The organism is Saccharopolyspora sp. NPDC049426, from assembly GCF_040676935.1.
Taxonomy (GTDB): Bacteria; Actinomycetota; Actinomycetes; order Mycobacteriales; family Pseudonocardiaceae; genus Saccharopolyspora.
In genome coordinates, this window is record NZ_JBFAPZ010000005.1 from 383,488 (window position 1) to 398,939 (window position 15,452).

The 15,452-nt window shown below is 70.6% G+C and carries 9 protein-coding genes; 3 read left to right on the top strand and 6 right to left on the bottom strand.

Going from position 1 to position 15,452, the window contains the following annotated elements; translation table 11 throughout:
- Positions 1-104: 104 nt before the first annotated feature.
- The 3 genes from AB0J78_RS13565 to AB0J78_RS13575 are packed head-to-tail and all read right to left on the bottom strand — an operon-like array spanning position 105 to position 2,829.
- The gene (locus AB0J78_RS13565; RefSeq protein WP_363789221.1) at positions 105-881 is read right to left on the bottom strand and encodes an ABC transporter ATP-binding protein; all 777 of its coding nucleotides are present in this window, start codon (positions 879-881) and stop codon (positions 105-107) included.
- Complete coding sequence (locus tag AB0J78_RS13570; protein ID WP_363789222.1) at positions 878-1,846, bottom strand: iron ABC transporter permease; 969 nt, start codon at positions 1,844-1,846, stop codon at positions 878-880. The genes AB0J78_RS13565 and AB0J78_RS13570 overlap by 4 nt, the downstream gene beginning before the upstream one ends.
- Before the next feature lie 41 nt (positions 1,847-1,887).
- The gene (locus tag AB0J78_RS13575) at positions 1,888-2,829 is read right to left on the bottom strand and encodes an ABC transporter substrate-binding protein (RefSeq protein ID WP_363789223.1); all 942 of its coding nucleotides are present in this window, start codon (positions 2,827-2,829) and stop codon (positions 1,888-1,890) included.
- 534 nt (positions 2,830-3,363) lie between these two features.
- Between AB0J78_RS13575 and gltB the strand changes: the two genes are divergently transcribed.
- Together gltB and AB0J78_RS13585 are read left to right on the top strand one after the other, a co-directional pair.
- Positions 3,364-7,914, top strand: coding sequence for a glutamate synthase large subunit (gene gltB, locus AB0J78_RS13580; protein ID WP_363789224.1), 4,551 nt, complete (start codon positions 3,364-3,366; stop codon positions 7,912-7,914).
- Complete coding sequence (locus tag AB0J78_RS13585; RefSeq protein ID WP_363789225.1) at positions 7,907-9,409, top strand: glutamate synthase subunit beta; 1,503 nt, start codon at positions 7,907-7,909, stop codon at positions 9,407-9,409. Before gltB ends, AB0J78_RS13585 begins: the two co-directional genes overlap by 8 nt.
- Positions 9,410-9,612: 203 nt before the next feature.
- Here AB0J78_RS13585 and AB0J78_RS13590 read toward each other — a convergent pair whose 3' ends face one another.
- Both AB0J78_RS13590 and AB0J78_RS13595 read right to left on the bottom strand, forming a co-directional pair.
- Positions 9,613-11,907, bottom strand: coding sequence for an ATP-binding domain-containing protein (locus tag AB0J78_RS13590; RefSeq protein ID WP_363789226.1), 2,295 nt, complete (start codon positions 11,905-11,907; stop codon positions 9,613-9,615).
- A 303-nt stretch (positions 11,908-12,210) separates the two neighbouring features.
- Complete coding sequence (locus AB0J78_RS13595; RefSeq protein ID WP_363789227.1) at positions 12,211-13,599, bottom strand: gluconate:H+ symporter; 1,389 nt, start codon at positions 13,597-13,599, stop codon at positions 12,211-12,213.
- A gap of 169 nt (positions 13,600-13,768) precedes the next feature.
- Here AB0J78_RS13595 and AB0J78_RS13600 point away from each other — a divergent pair, with 169 nt between their 5' ends.
- Positions 13,769-14,461, top strand: a complete 693-nt coding sequence (locus AB0J78_RS13600) for an FCD domain-containing protein (protein ID WP_363789228.1) — start codon at positions 13,769-13,771, stop codon at positions 14,459-14,461.
- A gap of 94 nt (positions 14,462-14,555) precedes the next feature.
- Here the strand turns inward: AB0J78_RS13600 and AB0J78_RS13605 are convergent, their stop codons facing one another.
- The gene (locus AB0J78_RS13605; RefSeq protein WP_363789229.1) at positions 14,556-15,392 is read right to left on the bottom strand and encodes a transglycosylase SLT domain-containing protein; all 837 of its coding nucleotides are present in this window, start codon (positions 15,390-15,392) and stop codon (positions 14,556-14,558) included.
- Between the last annotated feature and the right edge of the window lie 60 nt (positions 15,393-15,452).

Here is a 15,452-nt window from a genome sequence, read left to right on the forward strand (position 1 = left end):
GACTCCCGAGTGGAGCTCGCGGCCTCGGCTTCTCCACACCCAGACCGGGTTTCAGTGGAAGTCCGGTTCCGGGTGGTGGGTGTCGGGTTTCCACTGAAATCCCGTCAATCGAGGCGGGTGGGGGTGATGACCGGGGTGCCGTTGGGGGTGTGGAGGAGGGTGGTTCTGGCCGCGTAGTGGGGGTTGAGGGTTTCGGGGGTGAGGACTTCGGCCGGGGTGCCGTGGGCCGCGGGGGTGCCGTTGGACAGCAGCAGGAGGTCGTCGGCGTACTGGGCGGCGAGGGTGAGGTCGTGGAGCGTGGTGATGACCGTGGTCCCCAGCTCGGTGCGGAGTTCGTCGACCAGGTCCAGGAGGGATTGGGCGTGGCCGATGTCGAGTCCCGTGGTCGGTTCGTCGAGCAGCAGGACTCCGGCTCGTTGAGCCAGGGCGCGGGCGAGGACCGTGCGCTGCCGCTCGCCGCCGGAGAGGGTGTGCAGCGAACGTCCGGCGAGGCTGCTCAGGCCCAGGCGGGTGAGGAGTTCGTCGACGACTCCGAGGTCGCTGCGGCTTTCGCGCCCGAGCGGGCCGAGGTGGGGCGTGCGTCCGAGCAGGACGTAGTCGGTGACCGTGAGTCCCAGCGGCAGCTGCGGGATCTGCGGCGCGTAGGCGAGGGTGCGGGCTCGCTCGCGGCGGCGCAGCGACGCCGTTCGCCGACCGTCGACCAGCACGTCCCCGGTGTGACCGAGCAACCCGGCGACGGCCTTGAGCAGCGTGGACTTGCCCGCGCCGTTGGGTCCGATGATGCCCAGCCAGCCGCCGGTGTCCACTGTGGTCGACACTCCGGAAACGACCGGGCGGCGGCGGTATCCGGCCGCGAGGTCGTGGATCTCCAGCCGGCTCACGCCCGCCTCCGGTGCAGCAGCACGGCGAAGAACGGGGCGCCGGTGAACGCGGTGATCACGCCGATCGGGATCTCCGCGGGCGCCAGCAACGTCCGGGCGAGCACGTCGGCGAGCACCAGGAACACCCCGCCGAACAGCAGCGACATCGGCACGATGATCCGGAACCCGCCGCCGATGGCCAGCCGCACCAGGTGCGGCACCGCCAGCCCGACGAACCCGATGAGCCCAGCCACCGACACCGCGGCGGCGGTGGCCAGCGACGCCGCGATCAGCACCAGGATCCGCACCCGGCTCGGGTGCACGCCCAGCGACGTGGCCTCCTCGTCACCGGTGCCCAGCACGTCCAGCAGCCGCGCGCACAGGCACAGCACGACCGCCGAGACCACCAGGTGCGGCAGCACGATCAGCACCTCGCGCCACCCGGTGGTGCTCAACCGCCCGAGGATCCACAGGTAGACCTGCTGCAAGGACTCCACCCGCAGCTGCTGCAGGAACGTCTGACCGGCCGTGAGGAAGGCACCCACCGCCACTCCGGCCAGCACCAGCGTCGCCGTGTCGGGGCCGGCCGAGCGCCCGACCAGCCAGGTCAGCCCGACACCTCCCAGCGCTCCGGCGAAGGCCGCCGCCTGCACCGGGATCGACAGCCCGGACTGCGGCGCGGTGGTGATCACCAGGGTGACTGCCAAGCCCGCCCCTGCGGCCGATCCCAGCAGGTAGGGGTCGGCCAGGGGGTTGCGGAACACGCCCTGGAACGCGGCGCCGGACACCGCGAGCGCGGCGCCGACGAGCACGCCGAGCACGGTGCGGGGCACCCGCAGGTCCCACAGGATCGCCGCCTCGCGCTCGGACAGCGGTGAGACCCCGCCGGTCAGCTGGGCGACGATCTCGGCCAGCACCCGGTCCCGTCCGAGTTCCGCGGCACCCACCAGCACCGACAGCAACACGCTTCCCACCAGCACCAACACGCCGACGACGAGATGCCACGGGCGGAGTCGGGTCGGCGAGATCAACCCTGCTGTGCCTTGCCCACCGCTTGGCTGATGGAGCGCACCAACTCCACCACGCGCGGTCCCCAGCGGCCTGCCAGGTCGTCGTCGAGCTCCACGACCTGATTGCGGCGGACGGCGTCGATGGTGTGCCAGCCGGGCCGCGCGGCGATCGCGGCGGCGTTGACCCCGCAGCACTTGGTGTCGGCGGCGAAGATCAGGTTCGGGTTGGCCTGCACCACGTGCTCCTGCGACAGCTGCGGGAACGGTCCACCGGCAGGGTCGGCGATGTTGACCATCCCGAACAGCGAGTACACGTTGCCCACGAAGCTCTGCGAGGTCGCCGTGTAGAGGTCGGGGCTGACCTCGTGGAAGTAGCTCATCGGCTGCGGGGGCTTGGGCGTGGAGGCCACGATGCCGGCGATGTCTGTGCGCATCTTCTGCACCATCGCGTTCGCCTGGTTGCCGTGCCCGGTGGCGCGGCCGATCGCCTGCATCTGCTGGTAGGCGTCGTCGAGGCTGGCGGCCGCGGGCGTCAGCAGCACCGGCACGTCGACCACCTTCAGGCCCTCTGCGAGCTGGGTGGCGTTGTCCGGGGCGATGACCAGGTCCGGGTTCTTGCTCGCCACGGCTGCGGCGTCGGCGGTGAAGCCGGACAGCTCGGTGCGCGGCGCGTTCTGCGGGAACGTGGAGTGCTGGTCGACGGCGATGACCTGGTCCCCCGCGCCGAGCGCGAAGAGGGTCTCGGTCGCCGACGGCGACAGCGAGACGATCCGCTTGGGCTGCTGGAGCAGGGTCACCGACTGGCCGCCGGGAAGCGAGACCTTCGCGGGGAAGGACGACGCGGGATCGTCGGGCACCACCGGCACCGGGGAGTGCTGGCGGGTCGCGCACGCCGTGACCATGGTGAGCAGGGCGAATGCGGCCATCATCAGGGCGGCGAGACGGCGGAACCCGGTCATGTCTTCCCTCGGGTCGGAGCTGGCGAAACGAACACCCACCGCGGTGGGTGCCCTGAGCAGGAAAGATATCAGCAAAGATCGCCCTGGGGACCTGCCGGAGGGCGAGCCGCTACACAGGTGGCGGCGCTGCGGGTAAATTCGATGACGGACGGTGTCCGCCGACGTGCGGTTCGCCTGGGCGAGCTGCCGACGGGCTGTGTGATGTGGTTCAGGCCGCGTTCCGGTCGCGACGCGACCGCGGGGTCCTGAGCAGCCGAGTCCTTGGCGTATAGCCAGCGACGGGCGTTACAACAAGATGTTCAGCATCACTTTCAAGTTGCTGCTTCCGGGTATCCTGGCTGTTAAAGTCTGCTAAACGCTCCGGTCACAGCGAGCGGGCGAACGTGCCCGAAATCTCGCTCCCGAAATCTTCTACGGCAGAACCGGAACTTTCCAGCTGCGGGCCAGTGCCGTCCCGTGCCCAGAAGTCGAAGAAGTCAGGTCATGGCCGACCGCCGACTTTCAAGCACGAGCATGACGAGGGAGGTCTGCGCAGTGGTCTTCTCTGCGATCCCAGCGGCCCAGGGCCTGTACGACCCGGCTGCGGAGCAGGATTCCTGCGGTGTGGCCATGGTCGCCGACATTCGAGGTCGGCGTTCGCATGGAATCGTCGCGGACGCCCTGACCGCTCTGGCGAACCTGGAGCACCGCGGTGCCGCGGGCGCCGAGCCCACCAGCGGTGACGGCGCGGGCATCCTGCTCCAGCTGCCTGACGAGCTCCTGCGGGCCACGGCGGGCGTGCTCCTGCCCGAGCCCGCCGAGAACGGCGAGAGCCGCTACGCCGCCGGAATGGGCTTCCTGCCCGCCGACGCCGAGCAGCGCGAGCGCGTCGTGGCGCTGGTGGAGGAGATCGCGGCCGAGGAGAACATGACGGTCCTGGGCTGGCGGGAGGTGCCCACCGCGCCGGACGGCGCGGACGTGGGCACCACGGCCCGCGACTGCATGCCGCACTTCGCGACCCTGATGGTCGCCGGCAACGACGGCGAGTCCGGCCTGCAGCTGGACCGGCTGGCGTTCTGCCTGCGCAAGCGCGCCGAGCGCGAGGCGGCGCGGCAGGGCATGGAGCTGTACTTCCCGTCGCTGTCCGCTCGCACGTTCGTCTACAAGGGCATGCTGACCACCCAGCAGCTGCCCGGGTTCTTCCCGGACCTGACCGACGAGCGGCTGGCCAGCGCCATCGCGCTGGTGCACAGCCGGTTCTCCACGAACACGTTCCCGTCGTGGCCGCTGGCGCACCCGTTCCGCTACGTGGCGCACAACGGCGAGATCAACACCATCCGCGGCAACCGCAACCGGATGCGGGCTCGCGAGGCGCTGCTGTCCTCCGACCTGATCCCGGGCGAGCTGTCCCGGCTGTACCCGATCTGCGCCGACGACGCCTCCGACTCGGCGTCCTTCGACGAGGTCCTGGAGCTGCTGCACCTGGGCGGTCGGTCGCTGCCGCACGCGGTGCTGATGATGATCCCGGAGGCGTGGGAGAACCACGCCGAGATGGACCCCAAGCGCAAGGCGTTCTACCAGTTCCACGCGAGTCTGATGGAGCCGTGGGACGGCCCGGCCTGCGTCACCTTCACCGACGGTTCGCTGGTCGGCGCGGTGCTCGACCGCAACGGCCTGCGTCCGGCGCGCTGGTGGCAGACCGCCGACGGCCGCGTGGTGCTGGCCAGCGAGGCCGGTGTCCTGGGCGTCGACCCGTCCGAGGTGGTCGCCAAGGGCCGCCTGCAGCCGGGGCGGATGTTCCTGATCGACACCGAGCAGGGCCGCATCGTCGACGACGAGGAGTTCAAGACCGAGCTGGCCTCCGAGCACGCCTACGACGAGTGGCTGCACGCCGGTCTGCTCAACCTCGACGAGCTCGCCGACCGCGAGCACGTGGTCAGCACCCACGAGTCGGTGGTGCGCCGCCAGCTGTCCTTCGGCTACACCGAGGAGGAGCTGAGCCTGCTGCTGGCTCCGATGGCCACCGCAGGCGCCGAGCCGCTGGGTTCGATGGGTGCCGACACCCCGACCGCTCCGCTGTCGCAGCGCTCGCGGATGCTCTACGAGTACTTCGTGCAGCAGTTCGCGCAGGTCACGAACCCGCCGCTGGACGCGATCCGCGAGGAGATCGTGACCTCGGTGTCGCGGATCATGGGCCCGGAGCAGAGCCTGCTGAACCCGTCGTCGGCGTCCTGCAGGCACATCGTGCTGCCCAACCCGGTCATCGACAACGACGAGCTGGCCAAGCTCATCCACATCAACGACGACGGCGACCTGCCGGGGTTCTCCTCGGCGGTGCTCTCCGGTCTGTACGAAGTGGACGGTGGCGGTCAGGCGCTGGCGGAGGCCATCGAGCGGGTCCGCGCCGAGGCGTCCGAGGCGATCGCCGCCGGGGCGCGCGTGCTGGTGCTCTCCGATCGGGACTCCGACCACAAGTGGGCGCCGATCCCGTCGCTGCTGCTGGTGTCGGCGGTGCACCAGTACCTGATCCAGACCAAGGAGCGGCTGCGCGTCGCGCTGGTCGTGGAGTCCGGTGACGCCCGCGAGGTGCACCACGTGGCCGCCCTGCTGGGCTACGGCGCGGCGGCGGTCAACCCGTACCTGGCTTTCGAAGCCATCGAGGACATGATCTCGACCGGCGAGATCTCCGGGGTGCGTCCCAAGGTCGCCATCCGCAACTACGTGCAGGCGCTGGTCAAGGGCGTGCTGAAGGTGATGTCCAAGATGGGCATCTCGACCGTCGGCGCGTACACGGCCGCGCAGGTCTTCGAGGCCGTCGGACTGTCGCAGGAGGTCGTGGAGTCCTACTTCCTGGGCACCACCTCCAAGCTCGGGGGCGTCGGACTCGACGAGCTGGCCGAGGAGGTCGCGCAGCGGCACCGCCGCGCCTACCCGGACAACCCGACCGAGCGCGTGCACCGCAAGCTGGAGATCGGCGGCGACTACTCCTACCGCCGCGAGGGCGAACTGCACCTGTTCACGCCGGAAACGGTGTTCCTGCTGCAGCATTCGACCAAGACCGGCAGGTACGACAAGTTCCGCGAGTACACCGCGGAGTGCGACCGGTTGGCGGCCGAGGGCGGAACCCTGCGCGGGCTCTTCGAGTTCGACAGCGGGCGCGATCCGATCGACATCGACGAGGTCGAGCCCGCGTCGTCGATCATGAAGCGGTTCTCCACCGGTGCGATGAGCTACGGCGCGATCTCCGCCGAGGCCCACGAGGTGCTGGCGATCGCGATGAACCAGATCGGCGGCAAGTCCAACTCCGGTGAGGGCGGCGAGGACGTCGACCGGCTCTACGACCCCGAGCGGCGCTCGGCGGTCAAGCAGGTCGCCTCCGGCCGCTTCGGCGTGACCAGCGAGTACCTGGTCAACGCCAGCGACATCCAGATCAAGATGGCCCAGGGCGCCAAGCCCGGCGAGGGCGGTCAGCTGCCCGCGCACAAGGTGTACCCGTGGATCGCCACGACACGGCACTCCACGCCGGGCGTCGGGCTGATCTCGCCGCCGCCGCACCACGACATCTACTCGATCGAGGACCTGGCGCAGCTGATCCACGACCTCAAGAACGCCAACGAGCAGGCCCGCGTGCACGTCAAGCTGGTCAGCGAGGTCGGCGTCGGCACAGTCGCGGCGGGCGTGTCGAAGGCGCACGCCGACGTGGTGCTGATCTCCGGTCACGACGGAGGCACCGGTGCCGCGCCGCTGACCTCGCTCAAGCACGCGGGTACGCCGTGGGAGGTCGGGCTGGCCGAGACGCAGCAGACGCTGCTGCTCAACGGCCTGCGCGACCGGATCACGGTGCAGTGCGACGGCGGTTTCAAGACCGGCCGCGACGTCGTGGTGGCCGCCCTGCTGGGCGCCGAGGAGTACGGCTTCGCCACCGCACCGCTGGTGGTCGAGGGCTGCATCATGATGCGCGTCTGCCACCTCGACACCTGCCCGGTCGGCGTCGCGACCCAGAACCCGGACCTGCGCAAGAGGTTCACCGGCCAGGTCGAGCACGTGGTGAACTTCTTCGAGTTCATCGCCCAGGAAGTGCGGGAGCACCTGGCGCAGCTGGGGTTCCGGACGCTGGACGAGGCCATCGGCCAGGTCTCGGCGCTGCGGCGCGACAACGCCGTGCAGCACTGGAAGTCCCGGGGCCTGGACCTGGAGCCGGTGTTCGCCGAGCCGAAGACCCCGTACTCGCCGGTGCGCCGGAAGGTGCGCGAGCAGGACCACGCCCTCGACCAGGCGCTGGACCGCACGCTGATCCAGCTCGCCGAGGCCGCGTTGGAGGACGCCCGCCCGGTCCGGTTGCAGCTGCCGGTGCGCAACGTCAACCGCACCGTCGGGACCCTGCTGGGCGCGGAGGTGTCCCGCCGCTTCGGCGGCGACGGCCTGCCGGAGGACACCATCCACGTCGAGCTGGAGGGTTCGGCCGGCCAGTCGCTGGGCGCGTTCCTGCCCTCCGGCATCACGCTGGACATGGTCGGAGACGCCAACGACTACGTCGGCAAGGGCCTCTCCGGTGGCCGGATCGTGGTCCGCCCCGATCCGAAGTCGGCGTTCCGCGCCGAGGACCAGGTCATCGCGGGCAACGTGATCGGCTACGGCGCGACCAGCGGTGAGATCTTCCTGCGCGGCCAGGTCGGCGAGCGCTTCGGCGTCCGCAACTCCGGTGCGCAGCTGGTCTGCGAAGGCGTCGGTGACCACGCCTTCGAGTACATGACCGGCGGCCGGGCGATCGTGCTCGGTGGCACCGGCCGCAACGTCGGTGCCGGCATGTCCGGCGGCATCGCCTACGTGCTGGACCTGGACCCCGTGCGGGTGAACACCGCGATGGTCGACCTCAAGCCGTTGAGCGCCAAGGAGCTCAAGTGGCTGCACGAGGTCGTGCGGCAGCACCACGAGCTGACCGGTTCGGCTGTGGCCGCGTCGCTGCTGGGCGACTGGCCGCGGCGTTCGGCGGCGTTCACCAAGGTGATGCCGCGCGATTTCCAGCGGGTCCTGGACGCCATGCGGATGGCCAAGATCGAGGGCCGGGACGTCAACGAGGTGATCATGGAGGCTTCCCGTGGCTGACCCCAAGGGTTTTCTGAAGCACTCGCGGGCCGACGCGCCGAAGCGTCCCACCGATGAGCGGCTGGGCGACTGGCACGAGGTCTACGCCGCGCTGTCCACCGAGGACCGCAACGCGCAGGTCGCCACGCAGGCCGCCCGCTGCATGGACTGCGGCATCCCGTTCTGCCACTCGGGTTCGGCGGGTTGCCCGCTGGGCAACCTGATCCCGGAGTGGAACAACATGGTCCGCCGCGGCCAGTGGGAGATGGCCAGCGACCGGCTGCACGCGACCAACAACTTCCCCGAGTTCACCGGCAAGTTGTGCCCGGCGCCGTGCGAAGCCGGCTGCGTGCTGGCGATTTCTCCCGATGCCGGGGGAGCGGTGGCGATCAAGCGGGTCGAGGAGACCATCGCCGAGGTCGCCTGGGAGAACTCCTACGTCTCCCCGCGCTTCAGCGAGGAGCACACCGGGAAGCGGGTCGCCGTGGTCGGTTCCGGCCCCGCGGGTTTGGCCGCCGGGCAGCAGCTGACCCGCGCGGGCCACGAGGTGACCGTCTACGAGCGCGACGACCGCATCGGCGGGCTGATGCGCTACGGGATTCCCGAGTTCAAGATGGAGAAGTCCGCCCTCGACCGGCGTCTGGCGCAGATGCGCGAGGAGGGCACGAAGTTCGTCACCGGCTGCGAGGTCGGCGTGGACCTGACCGTGTCGGACCTGCGCGCCGGTCACGACGCCGTGGTGCTCGCGGTGGGCGCGCTGCGCGGCCGCGACGACACGACCATCCCGGGCCGCGAGCTGGACGGCGTGCACCTGGCGATGGAGCACCTGGTCCCGGCCAACAAGGAGGTCGAAGGTGACGGCCCCACGCCGATCTCGGCCGAGGGCAAGCACGTCATCATCCTCGGCGGCGGCGACACCGGCGCCGACTGCTACGGCACCGCGACCCGCCAGGGCGCGTTGTCGGTGACGCAGCTGGACAACTACCCGCAGCCGCCCACCGAGCGCGATGACGAGCTCTCGCCGTGGCCGGTCTGGCCGTACGTGCTGCGCACCTACCCGGCGCACGAGGAGGCCGGTGAGCGGAAGTTCGCGGTCGCCATCGAGTCCTTCGCAGGCGATGCCGAGGGCCGGGTCCGCGCGGTGCGGTTGCGGCACGTCGAGGTCAGCCGCGACGAGAACGGGCGCCGCCAGGTGGTTCCGGTCTCCGACGAGGTCGAGGAGTTGCCCTGCGACCTGGCCCTGTTGGCGATCGGTTTCGAGGGCGTCGAGCGCATGCCGCTGCTCGACGGGCTGGGAATCGAGCTCACCAAGCGCGGCACGATCGGCTCCGGGTCGAACTGGGAGACCACCGCTCCGGACGTGTTCGTCTGCGGTGACGCCCATCGCGGTGCGTCGCTGGTCGTCTGGGCCATCGCGGAGGGCCGCTCGGTCGCGCACGCGGTGGACAGCCAGCTGATGGGAACCTCCGAGCTCCCGTCCCCGGTTCACCCCACGGCCCTGCCGCTGGCGGTGTGAGGCCCGGTTCCGCGTGGAACTGCCGTCCTACCAGGGGCAGGCGATTCCTCGCGGGACCCCACACCCCGGCCTCGATGCGTCGCCGCTCGGCGCGCGGATTCGAATTTCGCGCGAAATTTGAAGGCTGAGCCTGGCCCTCGAATTTCGCGCGAAATTCGAATCGAGTCACGCGGCCGGGCCGCGCACCCAAGCCTCGCGGCGGTTCACGCGAAGGAACGCGCCAGGGTGGGCGGCAGGTCGTCGGAGTGGACGATGCCGAGGCGCTGCGTGGCCCGGGTCAGGGCGACGTAGAGGTCGTTGATGCCGCGGTCGGACGCCTCGACGACGGCCTCCGGTTCCACCAGCAGCACCGCGTCGAACTCCAGCCCCTTGGCCTCGTCGACGGTCAGCAGCACCGCCGGGGATTCGAGGTCGTCGGGGCGGGTGCCGATGACCGCCTCGGGCAGCGATTCGGCCAGCTCCGGCCCGATCTCGGCGAGCAGGTCCGGCGGCATCAGCACCGCCAGCCGCCCGTCGGTCACCTCGGCCAGCTCGGCCGAAACCACCTGGGGCAGCTCGGCGAGCAGGTCCTCGCGCCGGATGTGCTGCGCCCACGGCAGGTTCCCGGTGGTGCGGACCGAGTGAGGTGGCTCCAGGTCCGTGTCCAGTTCGGAGAGGACTTCGGCGGCGACGTCCATGATCTCCGCCGGGGTCCGGTAGTTCACCGTCAGCTCCGCCAGCTTCCACCGGTCCTGCACGTACGGCGAGAGCACCTCGTCCCAGGACTGGGCCCCGCCCAGCGCCCCGGTCTGCGCGACGTCACCGACCAGCGTCATCGACCGGCTCGGGCAGCGGCGCATCAGCACCCGCCAGGCCATCTCCGAGAGCTCTTGCGCCTCGTCGACGATGACGTGCCCGAAGGTCCAGGTGCGGTCCTCGGCGGCCCGCTCGGCGGCGGTCAGGTCGCTGCGGGTGCGGAACCGCTCGGCCAGCAGCTCCGCGTCGAGCACGTCGGAGACCCGCAGCCGCTCCTCGTCGGCGATCTCCTCGTCCTGCTCCATGATGTGCAGAACGCCTTGCGCGTAGGCGAGTTCCTCGCGCTCCGCGCGTTCGCGGTCGGCGCGCTCCTGCGCGTCGTCCTCGCCGAGCAGTTCGGCGATCTCGTCGAGCAGCGGGACGTCGGCCGGGGTCCACGGCGTGCCCGCCGGGCGCGACAGGGCGTCGCGCTCCTCGTCGTCGAGCACCTTCGCGGTGGCGGTGGCCAGGCGTTCGGGTGAGCTCAGCAGCTCGTCGAGCAGCAGCTGCGGGGTCAGCTCCGGCCACAGCTCGTCGAGCGCGCGGGCCACCTCGGGATCTGCGCGCAGCTCCACGTTGATCTCGTCGAGGTCGCGCCGGTCCAGCAGCTCCCGGCCGAGCCGATCGGCGACCTGCATCGTCAGCGCGCGGAACATCTCGTCGCGGAACACCCTGCGCGCCAGGTTGTGCGGACGGCGGGTGCGCCGGGCGCGGGTGCGCGCGGCGGTGGCGTCCTTGCGAAGGAGGTGGAGCGGTTCGCGGTCGAAGGTGACCTCGACGTGGTCGCGCGGCACCTGCTGCCGGTCGCGGACCGCCGCGTTGAGCACGTCGGTCATGCTCAGTCGGCCCTTGATCTCGGCGACCTGCGCGGATTCGGTTCCGGTGGCCGTGGTCCCGGGGTACAGACCGCCCACAGTGGACAGAAGCACGCCGGTCTCACCCAGCGACGGAAGCACCTGGCCGATGTAGCGCAGGAACGTCGGGTTCGGCCCGACGACCAGCACGCCGCGCTTGGACAGCTGCTCGCGGAACGTGTACAGCAGGTAGGCCGCGCGGTGCAGCGCGACGGCGGTCTTGCCGGTGCCGGGCCCGCCCTGCACGACCAGGACGCCGTTCATGCCCGCGCGGATGACGCGGTCCTGCTCGGCCTGGATCGTGGAGACGATGTCCTGCATCTGGCCGGTGCGCCGGGCGTCCAGCCGCGCCAGCAGCGTCGCCTCGCCGGCCAGGCCCAGATCGCTGCCCTGCTCGGCGGCGTCGAGGTCGAGGATCTCGTCCTCGTAGTCGAGCACCTTGCGCCAGCTCGTCTTGAGGTGCCGTCGGCGCCGCACGCCGTCCCGCGCCGCTGCAGTGGCCAGGTAGAACGGGCGGGCGGCCGGTGCGCGCCAGTCCAGCAGCAGCGGCTCGTACTCGTTGTCCTCGTCGAACAGGCCGATCCTGCCGACGTGGAAGGTCTCGCCGTCGTCGAGATCCAGGCGCCCGAAGCACATCCCGTGCTCCACCGCGCTGAGCTGGGTGAGCTTGTCGGTGTACATCCGGGTGGAGATGTCGCGCTCCGTGCGGGCCTGCGGCGGACCGCCGCTGTCGCGCAGCGTGTCCTTGAGCCGCTGGGTCGTCTCCGCTCTGAGGTCGTCGAGCTTGCCGTACAGCACGTTCAGGTAGCGCTGTTCGGCCGCGATCTCCTCGCTGCGGACGGTTTCCCGATCAACTCGGGCGTCGGACAATTCGCCACCTCATGCCAGGCGCGGACAAGACAACCGGACCGCAAGGCCCGACCAGCCAATATACCGCGTCTCCGAACCCAGGGTGCCAAGTCGCGCCCCGACCCCGCGGTGCCGGTCCCGTGCGGGATTTCAGTGGAAATCAGGAACCGGAGTTCCACTGAAATCGGGTTCCCGATTTCCACTGAAATCCGGTCACCCAGGCCGGGGAGGACGCGGGTGACCGGTTGATGGGGGTGGGGACGGAAAGAACCCCTGGAGTCCCGGTGGGGATTCCAGGGGTTCTTCGCGGGGTTTCGGGTGTCCCTAGACGACGGCGGAGATGCCGAGGATGACGACGAAGGAGACGACCGACAGGAGGGTTTCCATGGCCGACCACGTCTTGAGGGTCTGACCGACGGTCATGCCGAAGTACTCCTTCACCAGCCAGAACCCGGCGTCGTTGACGTGCGAGAGGAACAGCGAGCCGGAGCCGATGGCCAGCGCGACCAGCGCGCCCTGCGCGGGCGGCAGTCCGATGACCAGCGGTGCGACCATGCCCGCGGCCGAGATCGTGGCGACCGTCGCCGAACCCGTCGCGACGCGGATGCCGACGGCGATCAGCCAGCCCAGCACCAGCGGCGACAGGTTCGCCCCGGCGGCCAGGTCGGTGATGGTGTTGTTCACGCCGGAGTCGACCAGCGTCTGCTTGAAACCACCACCGGCACCGACGATCAGGATGATCCCGGCGATGGCGGGCAGCGAACCGCCGACCACGTCGGCCAGCTGGGAGCGGGAGAACCGGGCGCCGCGGCCCAGCACCACGATGGCGATCAGGACGGTCAGCATCATCGCCACGACCGGCGTGCCGATGGTGTCCAGGATCGTGTAGCCGAGCGTGTCCTCGGCCAGCGCCAGGTCGGCGACCGACTTGCACAGCATCAGCACGACCGGCAGCAGCAGCATCGCCACGGCGGCGAAGAAGCTCGGCCGGTGCGGGTGCTCCTCCTGCTCGGGGGCCTTGCCCAGCAGCTGGGTGGCCGGAGGCAGGTCGACGCGCTTGGCGATGTAGGAGCCGAACAGCGGGCCGGCGACGATCGCGGTCGGGATGGCGACGACGATGCCCAGCGCCAGCGTCAGACCGAGGTCGACGTGCAGCGCGTCGACGGCGGCGAGCGGACCGGGGTGCGGCGGGACGAGACCGTGCAGGATCGACAGACCGGCAAGCGCCGGGATGCCGATCCGCAGCATCGGCTGCTCGGTCCGGGCGGCGACCATGACCACGACCGGGACCAGCAGCACGACGCCGACCTCGAAGAACATCGGCAGGCCGAGCAGCGCGGCGATGAACACCATCGCCCACGGCAGCGTCTTGCTGGTGGTGCGGCGCATGACCGTCTCGACGACCTGATCGGCGCCACCGCTGTCGGTGAGAAGCTTGCCGAGCATGGCGCCGAGCGCGACGAGCAGGCCGACGTCGCCGACGGTCTTGCCGAGGCCCTCGGTGAAGGTGTCGACGAGGTCCTCGAAGGGCATCCCGGCCACCACGCCGAGCGTGGTCGCGCCGAGCGCCAGGGAGAGGAAGGGGTGGAGCTTCGCCCAGCTGATCAGCAGCACGATCACCGCGATGCCGGCGACCGCGGCGCTCAGCAGACGGGTGTCGTGCGCCGTCCAGGACGCTGCCTGGGCGAGCGGGGCGGAAAGGCTGGAGAACATGGAGGGGCTCCTCGTTGAGCAGCTGGTGCGCGCCACAGCCTAAGCAATAAGTATGACTTTTGGCCCTTCATGACCGATTAAGTATTACTGTTATGCCCGTCACCCGGAGTTGCCGCCTACTCTCGGGCACTGGTCGAACGCGTTTTTCACCGGCGAAGGGGCGTGGCGGATGAGCGGCGGGCTGCACGGCAAGGTGCTGGAAGTGCTCGGCGGGGAGATCGCCGCGGGCGTCCACGCTCCCGGCAGCGTCTTGCGCATCGAGCAGCTGGAGGAGCGCTTCGGCATCTCCCGCAGCGTCGCCCGCGAGGTCGTGCGCACCCTCGCCTCCATCCGGCTGGTCCTGGGCCGCAAGCGGGTCGGCATCGTGGTGCGACCGCGCGAGGAGTGGAACAGCTTCGACCCGATGCTCATCCGCTGGCGGCTGGCCGCCGACCGCTCGGCGGAGCTCAAGACCCTCGCCGAGCTGCGCACCGCCGTCGAACCCGTCGCCGCCGCGGCGGCCGCCGACCGCGCGAAGGACGACCACGCGGCCCGGCTGGTCGCGCTCGCCGAGCGGATGGTGGCCACCTCGCGCGCCGGTGACCTGGCGGCGTTCATGGACGCCGACGTCGAGTTCCACCGGCTGATCCTCACCGCCTCCGGCAACGAGATGTTCGCCCAGCTCCACGAAGTCGTCGAGGAGCTGCTGCGGTGGCGCGCGGGCCACGGCCTGATGCCGGTGCACCCGCGCCCGGTCGCGGTCCGGCTGCACTGCGAGATCGCCGAGTGCATCCGGGCGGGCGACCGGGTCCGCGCCGAGTGGGCCATGCGCGAGCTGGTGGCCGAAGCCCTCGAAGGAACCCTCGAAGGCCTGGAGTCCTGAGCGCGGCGACCGTCGGTCTTGGTCCGGAACCGCCCCCGGACGCACGAATCCCTCGCGACCTCGGGGGAGTGGTCGCGAGGGATTCGGCCCGGGATCAGTAACCCTGGTAGCTGCCGCCGGAACGCAGGCCCGACACGCCGGGAACGTCGGCGACGGAACCGTAGCGGTCGATCGAGTAGCGGGTGGCGGCGATGATGTTGTCGACGGGGTCGTAGATGTTCTGGTGGCCGGGCAGCGCGAACGACTCGAAGGTCGGCGCGATGGTCTGCATCAGACCGATCGACGGGGTGCCGGCCGCGGCGTTGGAGTCCCAGTTGTTCGTGGCGCTCGGGTTGCCGTTGGACTCGTGCATGATGATCGTCCGGATGGCCTCGGCATCGATCTGGTCGCGCGGGATGCCGCTCTTCTCCATGACCTGGACGGCCTCCTGGATCCAGGCGTCGATCTGGTCCTTGGGCTTCGGGGCTTCCTTGGGAGCCGGTGCCGCCTCGGGAGCCGGTGCCGCCTCGGGAGCCGGTGCCGCCTCGGGTGCGGGCTGGGCGGCCGGAGCGTGCTGCGCGACGGGGGCGGGCGCGGCCTGGGGCTGGACAACCGGAGCCGGGGCGGGCAGCTGCGGCGCGGGGGCGGCCAGCGGGGCGACCTCGGCCGCCTGGTGCACCGGAGCGGACTCGGTGCGGGTCTCGGCGTTGTCGCCGCCCGCGGCGGCGGTGAACACGCCGAGCACGCCGAAGGCCGCGACTGCGGCTCCGACCTGCAGCGACCGCATCTTGGGGGCGACGCGGTGGGCGCGGTCGGCGGGTTCGCCGAGGAATGCCGCGCGCAGTCGGCTGCCGAAGGGCGCCGTCCTCTCCCAACGGTGCCGGCCGGTCGTGCGATCCTGCGGGGTGTCGGGGGTGATCTGGTCGGGGTTCTTCGTCTCGTCGGGGGTCACGAGGAACCAGACTCCGGAACGGAGAGTCACCCTGCATGGTGGTTTCTACGGGGTCGACTA